19 protein-coding genes are annotated in these 19,263 nt (G+C 59.8%); 15 read left to right on the top strand and 4 right to left on the bottom strand.

Annotation, left to right across the window (positions count from 1 at the left end):
* Window position 1: 1 nt before the first annotated feature.
* Both AS026_RS27805 and AS026_RS27810 read left to right on the top strand, forming a co-directional pair.
* Window positions 2–379, top strand: coding sequence for a response regulator (locus tag AS026_RS27805; RefSeq protein WP_062373386.1), 378 nt, complete (start codon window positions 2–4; stop codon window positions 377–379).
* A gap of 1 nt (window position 380) precedes the next feature.
* A complete protein-coding gene (locus AS026_RS27810) occupies window positions 381–1,076 on the top strand; it encodes a response regulator transcription factor (RefSeq protein WP_062373389.1) in 696 nt (231 codons plus the stop codon).
* 43 nt (window positions 1,077–1,119) lie between these two features.
* Here the strand turns inward: AS026_RS27810 and AS026_RS27815 are convergent, their stop codons facing one another.
* Window positions 1,120–2,052 (bottom strand): LysR family transcriptional regulator, encoded by a 933-nt coding sequence (locus AS026_RS27815; protein ID WP_062373392.1) that lies wholly within the window; start codon window positions 2,050–2,052, stop codon window positions 1,120–1,122.
* A gap of 59 nt (window positions 2,053–2,111) precedes the next feature.
* On the opposite strand from AS026_RS27815, the gene AS026_RS27820 reads away from it, so the two are divergent.
* The 4 genes from AS026_RS27820 to AS026_RS27840 all read left to right on the top strand — a co-directional run bounded on the left by AS026_RS27820 (window position 2,112) and on the right by AS026_RS27840 (window position 5,454).
* The gene (locus AS026_RS27820) at window positions 2,112–2,861 is read left to right on the top strand and encodes an SDR family NAD(P)-dependent oxidoreductase (RefSeq protein WP_062373396.1); all 750 of its coding nucleotides are present in this window, start codon (window positions 2,112–2,114) and stop codon (window positions 2,859–2,861) included.
* 416 nt (window positions 2,862–3,277) lie between these two features.
* Window positions 3,278–3,640, top strand: a complete 363-nt coding sequence (locus tag AS026_RS27830; RefSeq protein WP_062373404.1) for a hypothetical protein — start codon at window positions 3,278–3,280, stop codon at window positions 3,638–3,640.
* A gap of 59 nt (window positions 3,641–3,699) precedes the next feature.
* On the top strand, window positions 3,700–4,005 hold the full coding sequence (gene csgH / locus AS026_RS27835; RefSeq protein ID WP_062373409.1) for a curli-like amyloid fiber formation chaperone CsgH: 306 nt from the start codon (window positions 3,700–3,702) through the stop codon (window positions 4,003–4,005).
* A gap of 135 nt (window positions 4,006–4,140) precedes the next feature.
* A complete protein-coding gene (locus AS026_RS27840) occupies window positions 4,141–5,454 on the top strand; it encodes a hypothetical protein (protein ID WP_062373414.1) in 1,314 nt (437 codons plus the stop codon).
* 9 nt (window positions 5,455–5,463) lie between these two features.
* On the opposite strand, the gene AS026_RS27845 is transcribed toward AS026_RS27840, so the two are convergent.
* The gene (locus tag AS026_RS27845) at window positions 5,464–6,588 is read right to left on the bottom strand and encodes a helix-turn-helix transcriptional regulator (protein ID WP_062373418.1); all 1,125 of its coding nucleotides are present in this window, start codon (window positions 6,586–6,588) and stop codon (window positions 5,464–5,466) included.
* Window positions 6,589–7,365: 777 nt separating this feature from the next.
* On the opposite strand from AS026_RS27845, the gene AS026_RS27850 reads away from it, so the two are divergent.
* Window positions 7,366–8,859, top strand: coding sequence for an MDR family MFS transporter (locus AS026_RS27850; RefSeq protein ID WP_062373421.1), 1,494 nt, complete (start codon window positions 7,366–7,368; stop codon window positions 8,857–8,859).
* Between the two features lie 122 nt (window positions 8,860–8,981).
* Window positions 8,982–9,260 (top strand): hypothetical protein, encoded by a 279-nt coding sequence (locus AS026_RS27855; protein WP_062373424.1) that lies wholly within the window; start codon window positions 8,982–8,984, stop codon window positions 9,258–9,260.
* Window positions 9,261–9,425: 165 nt separating this feature from the next.
* Here the strand turns inward: AS026_RS27855 and AS026_RS27860 are convergent, their stop codons facing one another.
* Entirely contained in the window at window positions 9,426–10,343 is a 918-nt protein-coding gene (locus tag AS026_RS27860) for a GntR family transcriptional regulator (protein WP_062373498.1), read from the bottom strand.
* A 239-nt stretch (window positions 10,344–10,582) separates the two neighbouring features.
* Between AS026_RS27860 and AS026_RS27865 the strand changes: the two genes are divergently transcribed.
* From AS026_RS27865 to AS026_RS27895, 7 genes are all read left to right on the top strand, one after another.
* Window positions 10,583–12,085 (top strand): UxaA family hydrolase, encoded by a 1,503-nt coding sequence (locus AS026_RS27865; RefSeq protein WP_062373501.1) that lies wholly within the window; start codon window positions 10,583–10,585, stop codon window positions 12,083–12,085.
* A gap of 34 nt (window positions 12,086–12,119) precedes the next feature.
* Window positions 12,120–13,139 carry an aldo/keto reductase gene (locus AS026_RS27870; protein WP_062373426.1) on the top strand — a complete coding sequence of 340 codons (1,020 nt, stop codon included), beginning with the start codon at window positions 12,120–12,122 and terminating at the stop codon, window positions 13,137–13,139.
* Window positions 13,140–13,148: 9 nt separating this feature from the next.
* Window positions 13,149–13,595, top strand: a complete 447-nt coding sequence (locus AS026_RS27875; protein ID WP_062373431.1) for an RbsD/FucU family protein — start codon at window positions 13,149–13,151, stop codon at window positions 13,593–13,595.
* Window positions 13,596–13,800: 205 nt separating this feature from the next.
* Complete coding sequence (locus AS026_RS27880; RefSeq protein ID WP_062373436.1) at window positions 13,801–14,787, top strand: ABC transporter substrate-binding protein; 987 nt, start codon at window positions 13,801–13,803, stop codon at window positions 14,785–14,787.
* 121 nt (window positions 14,788–14,908) lie between these two features.
* Window positions 14,909–16,459: a sugar ABC transporter ATP-binding protein gene (locus AS026_RS27885; RefSeq protein WP_062373439.1), complete on the top strand. Its 1,551-nt coding sequence runs from the start codon at window positions 14,909–14,911 to the stop codon at window positions 16,457–16,459.
* Window positions 16,460–16,483: 24 nt separating this feature from the next.
* Window positions 16,484–17,458: an ABC transporter permease gene (locus AS026_RS27890; RefSeq protein WP_018857666.1), complete on the top strand. Its 975-nt coding sequence runs from the start codon at window positions 16,484–16,486 to the stop codon at window positions 17,456–17,458.
* A gap of 66 nt (window positions 17,459–17,524) precedes the next feature.
* Window positions 17,525–18,544: a zinc-binding alcohol dehydrogenase family protein gene (locus AS026_RS27895; protein ID WP_025658781.1), complete on the top strand. Its 1,020-nt coding sequence runs from the start codon at window positions 17,525–17,527 to the stop codon at window positions 18,542–18,544.
* Here AS026_RS27895 and AS026_RS27900 read toward each other — a convergent pair.
* Window positions 18,541–19,263, bottom strand: coding sequence for a copper homeostasis protein CutC (locus AS026_RS27900; RefSeq protein ID WP_062373442.1), 723 nt, complete (start codon window positions 19,261–19,263; stop codon window positions 18,541–18,543). The genes AS026_RS27895 and AS026_RS27900 overlap by 4 nt on opposite strands.

A 19,263-nucleotide genomic window follows, 5' to 3' on the forward strand; every position in this document is an offset into this window, starting at 1 on the left:
CATGGAGCGAACAAGACCGACCATCGCGGTCATCGATGACGATCCGAGGCTGCTCGAATCGCTGGAGGAACTGCTGGAATCCGCCGGCTATACGGCTTGCTGCTTCCGTTCGGCCGGGCACTTGCTGGTTCGCGGACTCTCGGACCTCGACCTTCTCATAACGGACATTGGCATGCCCGGCACGGACGGTTTCGAACTTCGCGACATCGTGAAGAAGGCGCGTCCGGAACTGCCGGTTTTCCTGATCACCGGCCGCCATGAAATCGCGGACCACGGCCGCGCCCAAGGCATCAGCGGTTTTTTCCGCAAGCCTTTCGACGCCCCTGCCCTGCTCGTAGCCATCGCAGACGCTTTGCAAAAATCGAAAAATGGAGGGTGACATGAGAGTTGAACAACTGCCGCGGAGATCGGCGCCGCTGTTACCACAGCACAAGAATGATGCCGAGCAGCCAATCGTCATCATCGTCGATGACGACGCGGCTGTCCGCGAGGCTTTGTCTGAGTTGATTCTTTCGGCGGGTTTCCGGTCAGTCGATTTCGCCTCAACCCAAGAAGTGCTCGACGCCGACATATTGGACAGCCCAGGTTGCCTGATCCTCGATGTGCGCATGCCGGGAGCAAGCGGGCTTCATCTGCAGCACCATCTGGCGCAAAACGGCAATTTCAAGCCAATCATTTTCCTCACCGGACACGGCGACATCCCGATGACGGTGCAGGCCATGAAGGCCGGCGCGGTGGACTTTCTCACCAAACCGGTGCGGGATCAGACGCTGCTCGATGCGGTGATCGCCGGGATTGAGCTCGATGTGGCGCGGCGCGCGGAGGCTGTTGTCGTCAAGCGCAATCTCGAGCGCTTGGAGACACTGACGCACCGGGAGCGCGAAATCCTACGCGAAGTCGCACGCGGGCGACTGAACAAGCAGATCGCCTTCGACCTCAGCATCAGCGAAGTGACGGTGAAGCTGCATCGCGCCAACGTCATGCGCAAGATGGGCGCCGGCTCGATCGGAGAGTTGATCAGGGCATGGGAAACGTTGCCGACTGCGATGCGGGAGGCGGGTGGCTCGAAATTTTGAGTTGGCTGAACAGATGCCGGCATTGGCGATGATGCGCCGTTGGTTAGATCGCTTCGATGGCTTTTGCCTCGCGGGCCATGAAGTCACAGAATAACTTTACTCGCAGCGGCACCGTGCGGCCAAACGCGTGCAGCGCGTTGAATGGAAGCTTGGGAAAGCCTATCCCCGACTCGACGGCGACAAGCGCACCGGATTCTAGTTCTTTGGCGACCAGGCATCGCAGAACATAGGCGGCCCCCAACCCGCCGAGCGCAGCTTGAATGAGCGCTGCTCCCGAGTCGCAATCCACGCGCCCTGACGGAATGAAGCTCTTCCCATCCGCCAGGGGCAAAGGCTGTATCACGCCGCCCGGCGCATATCGGGCAAAGGGCAACGCTGCCAGGGCTTCGTCGCTGGTGGGATTGGCCCAGGCTTCAAGAAAAGCCGGAGATGCGACGATCGCCATCGGCAGGTCGGCCAGGCGGCGCACGATCAGATCACCCTCCAGGGATCTACCTGCACGCAGCACGACGTCATAGTCCTCCCTGATCAGATCGACGAACCGATCCGTGAGACCGATATCGAGATGAAGGTTCGGATGGTCGGCGGCAAAGCTCGAAAAGAGACGCGGGAGCAGAAGAGGCGCCAGTTCGCTGGGCATGCTGATGCGCAAGCGGCCCGACGGCGAGGCATCGGACCTGATCGCCTCGTCACTCGAATCCAGATCCCGCAATAGCGGCGCAACGCGGTCGAAGAAAATCTGACCGTCCTGGGTCAGCGTGAGGGCACGGGTGGAGCGCAGGAATAGGCGCGCGCCGATCTTCTTTTCCAGCCGCGCCACGCTCTTCGACACGGCGGACGGAGTCGTGTCCAGGTCACGCGCGGCCGCGCTGAACGAACCGGCCTCCACGGTCCTTACGAAAGCCATCAATCCCGACGTCTCGTTCAGCAGGTTTGCCACTTGCACCTCCGCGGCACAGATCATGTGCCCGCTCATGATCTAATGACGCCGGGAGGCAACGCTTATCTCATCTCTTGTTGAAAAGGAGATAAGCAATGCAACGCCTTAAAGACAAGGTCGCCATCATCACCGGTGGCAATAGCGGCATCGGCAAAGCGACCGCACAGCTCTTCGCGGAAGAGGGAGCGCAGATCATCATCACCGGCCGGCGGCAGGATGTCGTCGATCGGGCCGTGAAGAACATCGGCTATTCAGCCATTGGTTTCGTGGGCGATGTTGCCGACCTCGAAGATCACAGCAAGTTGGCGGATATCGTGAAGAGGAGCTTCGGCGGAATCGACATCTACGTGGCCAATGCCGGTGTTATCAACCTTACCGCGTCCGCCGATGTCACGCCCGAAGACTATGATCGGCACTTCGCCATCAATACGCGCGGCGTATTCTTCGGCGTGCAGACAATCTCGCCGCTGATCCGCGGCGGCGGCAGCATCATCGTGACGAGCTCGCTCGCGGCCACGAAGATCCTCCCAAATCATACGGTCTATGCCGGGTCGAAGGCCGCCGTCGCCGCCTTTGCCAGGAACTGGGCGATCGAATTCAAGTCGCGGCGGATCCGCGTCAACATCCTGAGCCCGGGGCCGGTCGAGACCGAAATCCTCGGCAAGCTCGGCGTATCGGAAGCAGAACGCCCGGCATTCGAAGACTACATGGCCTCGCTTATCCCCGCAGGCCGGCTGGGGCGGACGGAGGAGCTGGCGCGCGCCGCACTGTTTCTCGCCTCCGATGCAGGAAGCTTCGTCAATGGGATCGAGCTTCACGTCGACGGCGGCATGACCCTGGCTTGAAAGGATTGGAAAAATGCAAAAGCCACACACAACCCCGAGATCATCGCCTTCATCAACCGCCTGGCGGAGCAGGCAGCAACTGTCGGATGGAAGAGATGGAGGATCTCGCATCCGTGCCGTTCTTTACAAATCGCTTGTATCGAACCATTGTAAAGCGTATGTCGTCGCGCGATTTGTCGCACGAGCCGAACCTCTTCGGAACTATAGTTCTCCAACCTATTTTTCTGGCAAGTATCACTATTGACATAGCTGCGAATACACTTGCCACCTCCCACATCACTAAGCGACACCATGTTCCTTGGCTGAAGCAGGGAAATTCCCCATTCCGTTAGGCAAGCTTTGAAACCCTCGCGCGAATGGCGATGCGGTAGTGTCTCTCAACCGTCAATTCCGGCGGGAGGAAGAGGAGAGATACAATGAAAATCAAGGGCCTAGTAATTGCAACCGTGTTTGCTCTTTCGTCGATCTCCGGCGTATTCGCTGCGGATAATCAGTCCATCACAGCTCAAAGCGGCTGGGGCAACGTCGCCGGTACTGGCCAATTGGGCTTCCGGAACTTCAGCTTTACCGGCCAATCCGGTATTGCGAACCACTCGGCAACCGTTCAGTTCGGTGCATACAACGTATCCGGTACAGCCCAATACGGCATCGCCAACCACTCGACTACCGTGCAAGCGGGCCTAGGAAACGTCTCCGCCACCATCCAGAGCGGTTTCGGCAACAACTCGCTCACCGTTCAGTCCGGCGTCGGCAACAGCTCCACGACCGTCCAGCATTAACAGAGTATCCCTGAAGGTCAGCGGCCTTGCCGCTGACCTCTTTTGCTCGGAGTCCTACAATGATTGCGGCCCTCCCGCCCGTACACTGCATTATAGAGCATCATAAGGAGAGTGGAGGTGTCATGACTCTGGTCCCGACGATCGAAAGCAACGGTCGCGGCGAAGGAAGCTATCAATTCGAGATTTTTTCGAATTCCAACGGCAACACCTCAAGCAATGTTCAAGGCGGCGATTTCCAGAAGGATGACCCGGGACGGCTTGCGCTTTCACGGTCAACTATCTCCGTGTCGCCGAACGGATGGAGCGCCCGGCTGACTGTCTATGGTCCAAACGGCGAAAAGCTCTGCGTGGTGTCGGTGCCGTGACATTTATGCACCGTTCATACGATCTTCCCGGCAAGCGAAACGGCCGCTAATTGATTGTATACTAAATTATAATAGTAATAGACCTCGGTGCGTCGCGTCGACGTGTGTCGGCGGCTGTCTTGGGGTGACGAGGGAATGCGAATCTGCCTGGCTGTTCGGTCGCACAAACTGGCTGCTGTCCTCGCTGTGGCCTTGGCAAACCTTGCGACCACCACATCCATTGCGGCTGCGGATGACACCAAGCCCGCGCCGGCTGCGCAGAACGAGGACGCCGCACTAACCTTGCAGCTCGGGGTCGGCATCAACTGGCTGAGCTTGCCAAGTTGGGGTTCGCGTCGGCCCGATTTCTTCGGAAGCGGGGACAGCAGGGTCGTTGACGACGGCCCGAATTTTGGCATCAGCCTGGATGTGCCGCTCGGCCAGATAGGATCGCAGCCGCTGGTCCTGGAGTGGAACGGCAGCATCTCAGACCTTTCTTCCAACTCCACGGACCGAACGAGCCTTGCCGGGCAAAATTCACTGAACTTGATCTATGGCAATTCCGCGAACGGCAACGTCAGCACGCTATTTGCGTCACCAACGGGCACGCTACCAGCCGCTGCGACGGTTAATGTTACCGTCAACGACAGTGCAGGCGCGACAGCCAACACACTTATTTCAAGCTCCTCACCCGCGGGCGGACGTGTGACTCAGTTTGCTTCGAAAAGCTCGATAACGGGCGGCACCTTTGCCGCGCTCCTCACCAACGGTGACACACAAAGTGCCGCGGCCTATGCTGCCTATGCCGACAACACTGGTATGACTCTCCGAGCTACCGGCGACCTCAGCAACAGCTCAATCGTCGACGAGCGCAGTGAGGACGTCACAGTCATCGATCAGACACTGCTGCTTGGCGCTCCGATCGACCTTCAAGGCGATTGGACGATCACGCCCAAGCTTGGCCCGATGTATAGGTCCATCGATCGCGACGTGGATTTTCGTCGGACACTCCAAATTACCGCGAACTATCCGGGTGTCGTGGTTCCGCAGGTCAGCGTCGCGCAGGACGATGAACTTAATGCACGTTATGTCGGGGCGTTGGCTGAGCTCTCGGTAGCCAAGGCATTGCAACCGGATCTCAGTGTCTCGTTCGATGCGAGATTTGGCGGGGCCTACCTGCATTCCCACTATCGAAGCCATTATTCCGCAGTTCTGCCGAGCGTATCGACGGGCGCCTTCGACTTTGTCTCCCAGACGCGCGACGACGCCAGCTTGCTTGCCGGCGTTGGCGCCGGGCTGCGCTACGCGCCCACGGAGAATCTGCAGGTCGGCCTGGACGCCGGCGTGAATTACATTAACAAGGTACCGACGATCAACTATGTCGCAGATGCGGGCGGCGTATCGCCCACGATAGGCATGAGTCATGCCATCGATTACAACGTCTCCGTCAGCGTTACCTGGCGGTTCTGAGCAGCACGATCAGCACATCGCGGAGAGCATGGAAAGGCAGTGCAGAAACTGCGTCTGCCGGTTCACGCCCACGCGTGCCATCGCGGAGGCAAGCTGATTATGGACTGTATTTTTCGAGACCCCGCGTTGCCGCGCGATTTCGGATGCCGTTTCTCCCCGCAAGAGGCAATAGGCAAGATCGGCCTCCGTCGGTGTCAGGCCGAAGATTGACTTGATGGTGTCAGGCGCCAGCAGGCTGTTTCCGCCGAGCTCGCGTATCGTCAGCATGTAAACGCGCTCGTTGGTCGCAAAGACGTTCTTGAACTGCGAGCCGAGGCCGACACGTCCCGACAGCGCATCGACGCTGATGAGCCATTTTACGTTCTTCACCTTGTCTTCAACCCAGGCAACGTGTCGAACACGTCCATGCGACGACGCCATACCGATCAGCCGGGCAACCTCGTCCTGAAGTGCCGTGTCGACGAAATCGATCACGGAGTCGCTATATTCGACTAGCAGATGCGACGCTTCGACAAATTTCTCGAAGCTCCCATTCGCCAGGCGGACCTGATAGTCTTCCGTAATGATCGCAGAGGGTGCGGACGAACTGAAGAAGGCGCTCTCCATATGTGCGGATTTCTCACGCTCCAAGAGCGTGGTCTTCTGAATTGCAAAGGCCGTCTGAAAGTGCGGCAGCAATTTCATCAGCGCTTCGGCCGCTCTATCCGTTTCACTTCGACCCGGGCGATCGAAATGAAGCATCAATGCAATCCTGCGTCCGCCCTCCTTGACGAGAACGAGTATCAGAAGGCTGCCCTCGACACCAAAGCACTCGTGCACGGGCTTGTCCCACTGCGGATTGAGCTTGGCCTTCAGGTCGATCGTCAGGAACGCCCCCTGTCCCAAGGTGAGCGTCGCCGCGTGCAGTGCAGCGATCATCTGCGGATTGCAGAGCGCAGCTTTCGGGACGCCCTTTGCAAACACGCTCGCGCGCCGATCCTCTGCCCCCTTGAAGCCCACGACTGCCCCGGCGGCAGCCTTGGTGGCATTGATCAGCTCCGCTATGACCTTCTCCCATTCGGGAGGGCTTACCACGGTTTCGTAGATTAGTTGTACCAAAGGCAAGTAAGTGTCTTCACCAAAGCTATTGATCATCGGACCCACTCCAACGCTTGGCGAATTTCCAAGATTTTACGCCCGGCCGCGTCGTTTCAGAACGCTGCCGCTCGATATCGCCTACGGCGGCACCATTGCCGCGTATTCGCCTCATGAGTGTTTTCAGGCTACCTTGATCCCGGTCCGACCATGCGGTCGAAGGTGGTTCCCAGCCACTTGCCTGTCGGCTTCACGCCCTCAGCGGCCTCAAGAGAAGCCGATGAAAAGCCAAGGCTCTTTATGAAACATCGGATGCCTCCTCAAGATTGAGTCTTTTGTCCTCAACTTGCTCGGCCGATGCCGATCACAAGCCAAAAGCGCTCATTTGGCCTTTCAAGCACCAAACAGCGCTGAAAATGCACGCCGTGCCGAGAATAGTCTCGCCACGTGTCCCTAAACTAGAGATTCTAAGAATAGCATGCGCTTTCTTGTTGTAAAATGTAAAATGACGCGAGTTTATTACAACAATAGGGGTATATATTATTGCAACCGATAGAGAGACTATTAACATCCGGTAATTGAACTTCAAGCCAATCGAGGTGGCAGAGGCGCCGCGCATACCGCATGTGTCGTCTTGCTTTCTTGACTCCCCAACTCGCCCTAAGCGTGCGCCATCCAGATGTGACTCCCGCGCGGAAGCCGCACTCGTAACCAAACGGATAATAATTGACGCCTTCCGGTCGGCGGCCTAGAACCGGTGCTACACTCCGCGCCAGCCCGCCTAGCCGCCTTGCCGGTCATTTTTTGGCACTTCGCGGAGCACCCGGAGAAGATCTCATGTCCCATACAGCTCTGCGCTCGAACCGCGCGCTCGTCGTCGCCATTATCATGCTCGCGACTTTCATGGTCGCGATCGAGGCCACGATCGTCGCGACCGCCATGCCGAAGATCGTTGGGCAGTTGGGTGGCTTTACCTATTACAGCTGGGTCTTCTCGGCTTTTCTTCTGGCCCAGTCGACGACAACCGTCATTTACGGCAAGCTTTCGGACATCTTCGGGCGCAAACCGGTGCTGATTTCGGGCATCCTGATCTTTCTCTTCGGTTCCCTGCTCTGCGGGCTGGCATGGTCGATGGCTTCGCTGATCGTTTTCCGCCTGCTGCAAGGGCTTGGCGCCGGGGCTATCCAGCCGGTAACAATGACAATCATCGGCGACCTCTTCACGCTCGAGGAGCGAGGCCGCGTGCAGGGTATCATGGCGACAGTGTGGGCCACATCGGCGGTTGTCGGGCCGCTCGCCGGGGGTGTGATCGTCGATACCATCTCCTGGGCCTGGATTTTCTGGATCAACCTGCCGATCGGGATCGTGTCGATCGCCGCTTTCTCCCTCTTCCTCAAGGAATCGGTCGCGCACAAGCAGGCGAAGATCGACTATCTCGGCGCCATCCTGTTTTCGATCGCCGTCATTGCGCTGCTCGTCATCCTGACTGAAGCCGCGGATGCCAAGGCGTGGGTATTGGCGTTGCTCGCCCTGGTCTTCGCCGTCGCCGCCGTCCTTTTCGTGCTGCAGGAGAAGCGGGCGGCCGAGCCGATCATTTCCATTGCACTCTGGAGCCGCCGGCTGGTCGCGACCAGCAACGCCGCAACACTGCTTGCCGGCATGGCGCTGATCGGGCTTTCGACGGTGTTGCCCATGTACGTCCAAGGCGTCCTCGGTCGGTCGTCGATTGTCGCGGGCTTCACGTTGACGATGCTGGTCGTCGGGTGGCCACTGGCTGTGATGCTCTCCAGCCGCTTGTTCAGGGCGTTCGGCATCCGACGCACGCTACGGGTTGGAAGCCTGATGTTTCCCTTCGGTGCTTCCTTCCTGCTCTTCCTGACACCGGACAGCCACCCCGCGCTCGCGGGAGCAGGCTCGTTCTTCATGGGCTTCGGCATGGGGCTGATCAGCCTCACCAGCATCGCGCTGGTGCAGGACAGCGTCGAATGGTCGATGCGCGGCAGCGCCACGGCGTCGATCATCTTCGCCCGCAGCCTCGGCAATACCCTCGGAGCAACCGTGCTCGGTGCCATTCTCAACGCCGGCATCAGCCACTATGCCGCCGGGGACGCAGCAAGCTCGCTGCATGATGTCCTGAACCAGCCAACCGGGCTTTCCGAATTGGCCGCCGATCCCGCAATCCGCACCGTCTTCGATGCATCGCTTCACTGGACGTTCTGGGGCGTGGCGGTGGTTGCCGTTCTCACGTTCCTGTCGGCCTGGCTCATTCCTGTGGGACGCGAGCAAGGCCGGGCATCGGTGACGTCAGCCGCAAGCGAAGCGTCGCACTAAACCTTCAACCTGGACCACATTTGATGCTCGAAAGAGGATCGTCAGGCCAACCGGCGCGTCATTTCTTAAGGAACCAGGTCTGTTCTCCTTCGTTTGCCTTTCATCAGTGAAGGAGAATTGAGATGCGAAAGACCCTTATGAATTGCACTGTTGCAGCTATGGCGCTCTGTTCGTTCGTCGCTCCCGCAATGGCTGACAGCGTGTCCATAATGCGCGAACGGAGCTACGACGACGAGTACGATCGTGTGCGTCCCGGAATTACCATCAACGAGCACGGCATCCGAGTTGGCGCGGTTCGCGATCGTGACCGCTATTATCGCGATGGCTGCTACACCAAGACCGTCAGAACGATGACCGACGATGGCGATGAGGTCACCAAGACAGTACGCCGCTGCCGATAACGTTGGATGGCGGCGGGCCTTTACTAAGCCCCAAAATAACACGCGAAGGAATTGCCTCTATCGAGGCGAAGAGGACGATTTTGTCGCTGACGACGCAAATGACTGCCGTCGGTACATGCGCGCCCATTCGCCGGTAGGGGAAACCTCAGCCGCGCCTAATTTTCCTCAAGATTGGCCTTCCGCCAGAACCTCGTCGGAGGGCGTCAGTGGAATTGATTGCAGCAGGGTCTGGCGCGCCGAGCGCAAGTGCAGACGGCAGGCGGAATCGATCGCTGCCTGATCACGAGACTCCAGCGCGGCGATATAATCCAGATGCTCATGAATGGCACGTTCGTTGCGCTCGCGAGCGAAAGCCTTGTTCCACTGGTAGTGATAGTGAAAGATGATCGCGATAGCATCGTAGAAATCGGCAATGAAGCGGTTCCGCGAAGCCGCGTGGATGAGCAGATGGAAGCGCTCGTCGAGAGTGGAGAAATCCTTGTAGCGCGTGTCGAGATCACGCAGCATCGCCTGATGATCCGCCTTGATGTCGGACAGCGCGCGCCATGCGTCGCTCTCTGGCGGAAGTTTGCCGAATTCCGCCGCCGAATGCAGCTCGAACATCTCGCGCACGTCTGCGAGTTCAAGCGCAAAATCGCGTGTGAAGCCCTTGAGAATCCAGTGGCTGTTCGGCCGTTTCTCGATCAAGCCAAACCGCGAGAAGCGGATCAAGAATTCGCGGACACTCGTGGTGCCGGTGCCGATCTCGCGCGCGAGCTCCAATTCGTTGATCTGCATGCCCGGTGCGGCATCATCCGACAAGATGCGCTGCATGAAGCTTCGCTCGATGATGTCGTGAAGTGAGTTGGTCTCTTCTGATGGAAAGAAATCGGCTTCGGTCGGCTGCCTGAGGACGATCTTCTGACGCTTGTTCCAACGAATGATGCCGGCATCGCTGAGCCGTGTCAGGATCGCGCGCGCAGTGCTGCGACTGATACCGAGCTGCGCCGCTATTTCGGGCTCCGAGGGCAATGCCGCATCCGTCCGCAAAGCGGCGGCATAGCGGTTGTACGCTTCCTTGAAGACTGTATTCTGCCTTGCCATGCACACCCCGCCCTTTTGCCCGGCAACACGGATCGGACGGCCACGAAGTTGCGGCGCGAAGCGTGGCAGAAGCTTATCTGTCAGCAATCCTTATCTTATTTTGGATTGCATGCGGCTGTTTGCCTCCCTCGTCCACAGGATGAATAATCCCGTTGACTTGAAAATGTTTATTGTAGATAAAAAACAAAATCAATGAGCATTCGCCGACGAAGCGAGTGTTTCCCCTAGGGAGAAGAATGTTGACCAAGGACCCCTGGATCATCCTGTCTGCCGGCGACAACGTTGCGGTTGCGACGGCGGCGATCCCATCCGGCGCGACGGTCGCCGGCATCCAGACCCGCGAGAAGATCGACCCCGGTCACAAGATCGCACTCGCCGATATTCCGCTTGGCCAGCCCATCATCAAATACGGGCAGGCGATCGGTCGGACGACGGCGGACGTGAAGGCCGGCGACCATATTCACAGTCACAATCTGCACTTCGAGAACGACCGTCTTGCCGCGACCGCCAACTCGGCGCCTGAGAAAGCAACTGCAGCGGATCGTGCGCGCACGTTCATGGGCTATCGTCGTGCCGACGGCCGCTCGGCGACGCGCAACTACATCGGCATCATTGCCAGCGTGAACTGTTCCACCACGGTTTGTCGGGCGATCGCCGACGAGGCCAACAAGACGATCCTGCCGCATTTCGACGGTATCGACGGTTTCGTGCCGATCGTCCATGACCAGGGCTGCGGCATGAGTTCCACAGGCGACGGCATGGCCGTGTTGCACCGGACCCTTGCCGGCTATACCAGGCATGTGAACTTCGGCGGCGTGCTGATGATCGGCCTCGGTTGCGAAGTCAACCAGCTGACACTCTACGGCCAAAGCGGCGCAGGCAATTCCAAGCGTCACTTCAACATTCAAGATGCCGGCGGCTCGCGACGCGCCGTCGAGCGCGCCATGGGCATGCTGCGTGAAATTGCGCAGGATGTCGGCAAAGAAAAGCGCGTGGCGCTGCCGATCAGCGATATCATCATCGGCCTGCAGTGCGGCGGCTCGGACGGCTTTTCCGGCATCACCGCCAACCCCGCGCTCGGCGTTGCAGCCGACCTGCTGGCAGCTGCCGGCGGCACGGCGATCCTCTCCGAAACCTCCGAGATCTACGGTGCCGAGCACCTTCTGCGCAGCCGCGCCGTCAGCGACGAGGTTGCCCGCAAGCTCGACGACAAGATCGCCTGGTGGGAGAAGTACGTGGCGATGCACGGGGCATCGCTAGACAATAATCCGTCGCCCGGCAACAAGCGCGGGGGCCTGACGACGATCCTTGAAAAATCACTCGGAGCCGTCGCCAAGGGCGGACGCTCGCCTCTGACAGCCGTCTATGGTTATGCCGAGCGCGTCAGCGCGCCGGGCCTCGTCTTCATGGACACCCCCGGTTACGACCCCGTCTCCGCAACCGGTCAGGTAGCCGGCGGCGCCAATATGATCGCCTTCACCACCGGCCGCGGCAGCTGCTTCGGCTGCCGCCCGGCGCCCTCGATCAAGCTTTCCAGCAATTCGGCTCTCTATGCCTCGATGGAAGAGGACATGGATATCGACTGCGGCACGATCGCGACAGGCGATGCGACGATCAGCGCCAAGGGCCGCGAGATCTTCGACCTGATCATCGACACGGCATCCGGCAAGAAGACGAAGAGTGAGGAGTTCGGCTACGGCGACAATGAGTTTGTGCCGTGGCATTTGGGTGCGACACTCTAAATCAGACGCATATCAAGTCTTCAGGGGAGGAATAATGAAGACGAGGAGGATCGGCAGCACGGCGCTGGAAGTGACCGAAGTGAGCTTCGGTGGCGCCGCGCTCGGTGGCCTGTATCGCGCCTGCCCGCGCGAACAGGCTATGGAGACGCTTGAGGCTGCATGGGACAGCGGCATTCGCTATTTCGATGTCGCGCCGTGGTATGGCCTCGGTCTTGCCGAGCGTCGTTTCGGCGACTTCCTGCGCGACAAGCCTGAAAAGGAGTGGGTGCTCTCGACCAAGGTTGGTCGGCTGCTGCGCCCGGTCCCGACGGGAACCGTTCCAGACTATAGCTATGTCGACCCACTCTCCTTCGATGCCGACTACGACTATTCCTACGATGGCATCATGCGCTCGGTGGAATTCAGCTATGCCCGTCTCGGACTGAACCGGATCGACATACTCTACGTTCACGACCTTGGCGGATACACCCACGGCGCGGCGAAGAACGCTGTCCTGCAGAAGCAATTCCTGGACACCGGCATCAAGGCGCTCGATGAACTGAAGTCCTCCGGAGCGATCAAGGCTTTCGGACTCGGTGTCAACGAGATTCCGGTCTGCCTCGACGTGATGCGCAATGCCGACATCGACTGCATCCTGATGGCCGGGCGCTATACGCTGCTCGACCGGTCGGCGGTTGCCGAACTGCTGCCGCTTTGCCGGAAAAAGGGCACCTCGCTCGTTGTTGGCGGCGTCTTCAATTCCGGCATCCTTGCAACGGGCCCCGTGCCCGGCTCGCATTTCGACTACATGCCGGCGACAGACGATGTCCTCGCCAAGGTCGGGGGCATGGAGAGGATCGCTGCCAAGCATGGTGTATCTCTGGCTGCCCCGGCGCTCCAGTTCCCGCTCCGCGATCCGCTCGTCTCCTCGGTCCTGATCGGCACGGCCAAGGCATCGAGCCTGACACGCAACATGGAGCTTTTCGAGCCAGCCTTGCCGGACTCGATCTTCCCGGAATTCGACTCTCTGACGCTCGTCGCACCGCCGCTCGGCGAAGACGCCGTGCGTGTTTAAGGACGGACCATGCTTAGAGGTATTCACCCCATCCTCAATCCCGATCTGCTGCGTGCGATCGCCCGCATGGGGCACGGCGACGATATCGTCATCGCCGACGCCAACTTTCCCTCGAGCACGATGGGTCCGGAGGTCATTCGTGCCGATGGCGTCAGCGCCACTGACATGGCCGAGGCGATCCTGACGCATTTTCCGCTCGATACGTTCGTGCCGGAGACGGCGTGGCGCATGGAAGTTGTCGGCGACCCGACCGCAGTGCCCGACGTTTGCGCCGAATTTCAGGAAATCGTTTCGAGGCGCGCCGGCGACTTCAAGATCGCATCCCTCGAACGCTTCGCCTTTTATGAGCGTGCCCGCACGGCCGCCTATATTGTCGCGACGACAGAATTCCGGCTCTACGGTAACCTGATTTTGAAGAAAGGTGTTGTTCGCCCGGACGAAGTCTATCGCGGCTGACAGCACTTTAGACTGCGGATGAACGATTGGAAAAACAATTACTTGCGATGGATAAAGAAACAATGAGCGAGCCGCTTGCAGTACTTGCAATTTGACTTTCGCTCGGCTAGCTTCTCGTGGTAACTGTTTTTTATCGATAAAAATCGCCCGCCTGCGTTCAGCGGTACGGTTTCTTGGAGGAGAACGCACCTAGGAGGAGAACTACATGCGCATGAAATCCATTCTGTCGCGCCGAGCCTTCACGGCTCTCGCGGGTGCTGCCGCTATCGCCACCGCAATGCCGGTAACGTCGTTTGCAGCTGACGTGACGATTCCGATCATCGTCAAGGACACGACCTCTTTCTACTGGCAGATCGTTCTGGCCGGCGCCCGCGCTGCCGGTAAGGATCTAGGTGTCAACGTTCCGGAACTCGGCGCACAGGCCGAATCCGACATCAACGGCCAGATCAGCATTCTTGAAAACGCCGTTGCCGGTAAGCCGGCTGCAATCGTGATCTCGCCGACCGAGTTCAAGGCGCTTGGCAAGCCGATCGACGAAGCTGCAAAGTCCGTTCCGATCATCGGCATCGACTCGGCCGCCGATTCCAAGGCTTTCAAGTCGTTCCTGACGACTGACAACGTCCAGGGCGGCCGCATCGCGGCTGACGGCCTTGCTGCCGCCATTAAGGAAATGACTGGCAAGGAGGAGGGCGAAGTCGTCATCCTCACCAACCTGCCGGGCGTCGGCTCGCTCGAGCAGCGCCGTGAAGGTTTCCTGGATCAGATCAAGACGAAGCATCCCGGCCTTAAGGTCATTGCTGACAAGTACGGCGACGGCCAGGCCACGACCGGTCTCAACATGATGACCGATCTGATCACGGCTAACCCGAACCTTGTTGGCGCCTTCGCCTCGAACCTCATCTTGGGACAGGGCGTCGGCCAGGCAATCGCGGAGAACAAGCTCGGCGACAAGATCAAGGTCATCGCTTTCGATAGCGACGACAAGACGGTCGGCTTCCTCAAGGACGGCTCGCTCGCAGGTCTCGTCGTGCAGGATCCCTACCGCATGGGCTATGACGGCGTGAAGACGGCGCTCGCCGTATCCAAGGGCGAGAAGGTCGAGGCCAACGTCGACACCGGCGCAAACCTGGTCACCAAGGCCAACATGAGCGACCCGAAGATCGACGCTCTTCTGAACCCCAAGATCAAGTAAATCACACGACGTGGCCGCGCGAGAGAAATCCCGCGCGGCCTTTCCTTCACCTGTGTTATCGTCCGCATGAGGAGCGCGGACTGCTGGTGGAGAGACGGCAATTCGCGAGGAGGAGACGCCCATGAGCCTGGAAGAGGTCAGTCATCGCCACGATGACAGCGCCACGCTGACGGAGGCAAGCCGCATTCCTGCGGGCGCCCCGATCCTCGAACTTAAAGGACTTCAAAAGAATTACGGCTACGTCCAGGCGCTGAAGCCGGCGACGATGACGTTCCTGGCCGGCGAGATCCACGCGATCGTCGGCGAGAATGGGGCTGGCAAGTCGACCCTGATCAAGCTTCTGACCGGTGTGATTGCCAGAACGGCGGGCGAGATTCTCTGGTGCGGCCACCCCGTCGCCCTGGCAACGCCCAACGAAGCGATCGCGCGCGGCATCAACGCCGTCCACCAGGAAGTCGTTCTCTGCCCGCACTTGACGGTAGCGGCCAACCTCTTTCTCGGCGACGAGGTCAATCAATACGGGCTGATGCGCAAGAAAGAGATGGAGAAGATGGCGCAGGCCGTCCTCGACGATCTCGGCTTCGGACTGCCTGCCGGCGTGCCTCTCGCCGATTTGACGATCGGCCAACAACAACTCGTTGCGACTGCGCGCGCGGCCATGCGCGGCACGCAATTCCTGATCTTCGACGAGCCAACAGCCTACCTGACCCGCCAGGAATCGGCGCAGCTTTTCAAGCTGATCCGCCGCCTTCAAAGCGAAGGCGTCACGATCGTCTACATCAGTCATCGCATGGAAGAAGTGTTCGAGCTCGCTGACCGTGTTTCGGTCCTGCGCGACGGCACGCATGTCGGTACACGCACCATCGGCGAGACGAATGAAGCCGAGCTGATCGCGTTGATGATCAACCGCTCGATCGAGCAGATCTATCACAAGGAAGAGATCCCGATCGGAGACACGATCCTTGACGTGCGCGGGCTTTCCGGACCGGGCTTCGAGAACGTCTCGCTCTCGGTCAAGGCCGGCCAGATCGTGGGCCTCTATGGCCTGATCGGCGCAGGGCGCAGCGAATTCGCTCTTGGCCTGTTCGGGCGGGAAAAGACCACGGCCGGCGAGATCCACTGGATGGGCAAGAAGGTCGATATCACCAACGAGCGCACTGCAATGGAACTCGGGATCGCGCTGGCGCCGGAAAGCCGCCGCGACCAGGGACTTTGCCTCAACCTGCCGATCGGACTGAATATCAATCTTCCGGTCTTCAAACGGCTGAGCAAGGGCCCTGTCATCAGCCACAGCGAGGAATCGCAGAATGCCGACCAACAGATCCGTGACCTGGCGATCAAGACGCCGAGCCGGCGTGTCCTGGTTTCGGCCATGTCGGGCGGGAACCAGCAGAAAGTCGTCATCGGCAAATGGCTGAGCTACGGCGCTCGCCTCTTCATCTTCGATGAGCCGACGGTGGGCGTCGACGTCGGTACGAAGGCGGAAATCTACCGGCTGTTTGCAAAGCTTCTCAAGCAAGGCGCGGGTATCATCCTGATCTCCTCCTATCTGCCTGAGGTTTATGAGCTCGCCGACAGGCTGCACGTCTTCCGCCGCGGCCAGCTTGTTGCAAGCCACGACTTCCACGCGGCAACACATGAAGAAGTGCTCAGCGAAGCGATCGGTGTCTAAAAGAAAAAGAGGGAGAGAGAACCAATGACCGTAACCCCCACCGATATCGCCGCGCCGCCGCCGCGCCGAAAAGTCAATATCCTGTTCGGCCTGACCCTCATCGGTCTCCTGGCCTTCCTCTGGATCGTTCTCGGCTTCGTCACAGCGAGCTTCTGGACGCCGCTGAACATTTCCAACCTGCTGCGGCAGGGCGCAATGACCGCGATCCTGGCCCTTGGCCAGACGTTCGTAATCATCACCGCCGGTATCGACCTTTCGGTCGGCGCGATCGTCGGATTCTGCACCGTTATCCTGGCTTGGCTGCTGCAAGCGGGCGTGCCGGTCTGGGCGTCCATCCTGATCACGCTGCTGATCGGCGTCGGCATCGGGGTGTTCCACGGCTTCGGCATCGTCAAGATGGGACTGCCGCCCTTCATCATCACGCTGGCAACGCTTACGTCGCTGCGCGGCATCGGACTTTTGATCACCAATGGTTCGACGATCAACATCGTCAACGAGCCCTTCACGAACTTTGCCCGCGCCGACTTCCTTGGCGTGCCGAGCCTGTTCTGGATGGTTATTCTTGTCGCCGTCCCGTCTTACGTCTTCCTGCACTTGAGCCGGTGGGGTCGCTATCTCTTCGCCGTCGGTTCCAACCGCGAAGCGGCCCGTCTGTCGGGTGTCCGGGTGAACGGCATCATCTATCTCGCCTATATTCTCTCGGCGACATTTGCCGCCTTCGTTGGTGTTCTGCTTGCCTCCCGTATCGCGATCGGCAACGCCACACAGGCCGACGGATGGGAACTGCAGGCGATCGCTTCGTCCGTTATCGGCGGCACCAGCCTGTTCGGCGCCATCGGCTCCGTGCACGGACCGCTCATCGGCGCTTTCATTCTGGCGACCATCAACAACGGTGCGAACCTGCTGAACGTCAATTCGTTCTGGCAGCGCATCATCACCGGCCTGCTGATCATCGTCATCGTATACTTCGACCAGCTGCGCCGCCGCCGCACGCCGTAAGCCGGCAGCGAGATAGGGAGCCGGCCCAAAGGCCGGCTTCTTCCATCTAGGGAATGCGAGATCATTATGAAAGCAGTGCTCTGCCAAGAACCTGGCGTCCTCGAACTCGTGGAACGTCCCTCACCCGGCGCGCCTGAATCCGGCTGGGTACGGCTTGCGGTGAGCCATGTCGGAATCTGCGGCACGGACTACCACATTTTCGAGGGCAAGCACCCGTTCCTGGAATATCCCCGCGTGATGGGGCACGAGATCTCGGCGACGGTTGTCGAAGCGGGCGAAGGCGTTGCCATGGCGGTCGGAACGCCTGTGGTCGTCAACCCGTATCTCTCCTGTGGCACCTGCGTCGCCTGCCGCCAAGACAAGCCGAATTGCTGCACCAATATCAAGGTGCTTGGCGTTCATACCGACGGTGCTTTCTGCGACGAAATCACGGTGCCTGCCGGCAATCTCTATGCGATGAAGGGCGTGAGCCTTGAAGCTGCAGCCACAACGGAGTTTCTGGCAATCGGCGCCCATGCCGTTCGCCGTTCGATGGCGCCGACCGGATCGCGCTCGCTCGTCATCGGTGCCGGCCCGATCGGGCTCGGGGCCGCAATCTTCTCGCGGATATCAGGGCATGAGGTGACATTGCTCGACACCAGTCAGGAGCGGCTCCAGATGGCCGTTGATCGGTTCGGCTTTTCCTCTAGCATCGTTGCAGGCGAAGGTGCCGCCGATGCTGTCAGGGCGATGACTGGCGGCGACGGTTTTGACGTCGTTTTCGATGCCACCGGCTATGGCCCATCGATGGAGAAAGCCTTCGGCTTCGTCGCCCATGGCGGCGCGCTGGTGCTGGTCAGCGTCGTGAAGGACGATATTCGCTTCTCCGATCCGGAGTTCCACAAGCGCGAAATGATGGTCATCGGCAGCCGCAACGCGACCCGCGTGGACTTCGAACATGTCGCGGATTCGATCGCCAAGGGCCTCGTACCGGTCGAGCAGTTGATCACCCACCGTACGACTTTGGAGAATGCGCCACGGGACCTGGCACGCTGGGCTCATGAAAAGAGCGGCCTGATCAAAGCGGTCATCAAGGTCGGCGCTTAAAGCGCGTCGATCGCCACCCGCATCTGGCGAACGACGTCGGCATCCGTCCGGTTCGTTGTCGCTGCTTCGAAGCCGAAGGTAACCGCCCGTGGGTCGATGCTGTCGACCCGTGAGCTGCAGGAGGCGTGAACCTCGCTTGTGCCGGTGGCCCGCAGTATCTCAGCGACGTTGCCTGGACGCACGCCACTGCCGGGCATGATCGAGATACGGCGAGCCGCCTTGCGGGAGAGACGGCTCAGCGTTTCCAGGCCGTCGATCGCCTTCGGCACACAGCCTGACGTCAGGATGCGCTCGCAGCCGAGTTCGATCGCCTGTTCCAGTGCTGCACCGGGATCAGGGACGAGATCGAAGGCACGGTGGAGGGTCGATCCAAGTCCCTCGGCACGCGCCCTTAGCCGGCTGATCAGAGGCATGTCCAGCCTGCCGTCCTGGCGATTGGCGCCGATGACGACGCCGGCAAGGCCGAAGGCGCGCACGGCATCGATATCGGCCATCATCGCCTCTTCGTCAGCCGCATCGAACACGAAAGGGCCGGCGTGCGGGCGGATCATCGCATAGACCGGAATGGGCGCAGCGGCGGCAGCTTTCATCAGCCCGGCGACCGGCGTCAGCCCGCCAAGCTCCAGCGCCGAGCAGAGTTCGATACGGCCCGCACCGCCGGCAATTGCAGCCGCAAGCCCCTGCGGGCTGTCCACGCACACTTCCAACAAAACGCTCAC

This window comes from Rhizobium altiplani (assembly GCF_001542405.1).
Taxonomy (GTDB): domain Bacteria; phylum Pseudomonadota; class Alphaproteobacteria; order Rhizobiales; family Rhizobiaceae; genus Rhizobium; species Rhizobium altiplani.

Bases quoted from the DNA above. Each gene is read 5' to 3' on its own strand.
- AS026_RS27805 (WP_062373386.1), top strand. From the start codon at position 2: ATGGAGCGAACAAGACCGACCATCGCGGTCATCGATGACGATCCGAGG.
- AS026_RS27810 (WP_062373389.1), top strand. From the start codon at position 381: ATGAGAGTTGAACAACTGCCGCGGAGATCGGCGCCGCTGTTACCACAG.
- AS026_RS27815 (WP_062373392.1), bottom strand. From the start codon at position 2,052: ATGAGCGGGCACATGATCTGTGCCGCGGAGGTGCAAGTGGCAAACCTG.
- AS026_RS27820 (WP_062373396.1), top strand. From the start codon at position 2,112: ATGCAACGCCTTAAAGACAAGGTCGCCATCATCACCGGTGGCAATAGC.
- AS026_RS27830 (WP_062373404.1), top strand. From the start codon at position 3,278: ATGAAAATCAAGGGCCTAGTAATTGCAACCGTGTTTGCTCTTTCGTCG.
- csgH (WP_062373409.1), top strand. From the start codon at position 3,700: ATGATTGCGGCCCTCCCGCCCGTACACTGCATTATAGAGCATCATAAG.
- AS026_RS27840 (WP_062373414.1), top strand. From the start codon at position 4,141: ATGCGAATCTGCCTGGCTGTTCGGTCGCACAAACTGGCTGCTGTCCTC.
- AS026_RS27845 (WP_062373418.1), bottom strand. From the start codon at position 6,588: ATGATCAATAGCTTTGGTGAAGACACTTACTTGCCTTTGGTACAACTA.
- AS026_RS27850 (WP_062373421.1), top strand. From the start codon at position 7,366: ATGTCCCATACAGCTCTGCGCTCGAACCGCGCGCTCGTCGTCGCCATT.
- AS026_RS27855 (WP_062373424.1), top strand. From the start codon at position 8,982: ATGCGAAAGACCCTTATGAATTGCACTGTTGCAGCTATGGCGCTCTGT.
- AS026_RS27860 (WP_062373498.1), bottom strand. From the start codon at position 10,343: ATGGCAAGGCAGAATACAGTCTTCAAGGAAGCGTACAACCGCTATGCC.
- AS026_RS27870 (WP_062373426.1), top strand. From the start codon at position 12,120: ATGAAGACGAGGAGGATCGGCAGCACGGCGCTGGAAGTGACCGAAGTG.
- AS026_RS27875 (WP_062373431.1), top strand. From the start codon at position 13,149: ATGCTTAGAGGTATTCACCCCATCCTCAATCCCGATCTGCTGCGTGCG.
- AS026_RS27880 (WP_062373436.1), top strand. From the start codon at position 13,801: ATGCGCATGAAATCCATTCTGTCGCGCCGAGCCTTCACGGCTCTCGCG.
- AS026_RS27885 (WP_062373439.1), top strand. From the start codon at position 14,909: ATGAGCCTGGAAGAGGTCAGTCATCGCCACGATGACAGCGCCACGCTG.
- AS026_RS27890 (WP_018857666.1), top strand. From the start codon at position 16,484: ATGACCGTAACCCCCACCGATATCGCCGCGCCGCCGCCGCGCCGAAAA.
- AS026_RS27895 (WP_025658781.1), top strand. From the start codon at position 17,525: ATGAAAGCAGTGCTCTGCCAAGAACCTGGCGTCCTCGAACTCGTGGAA.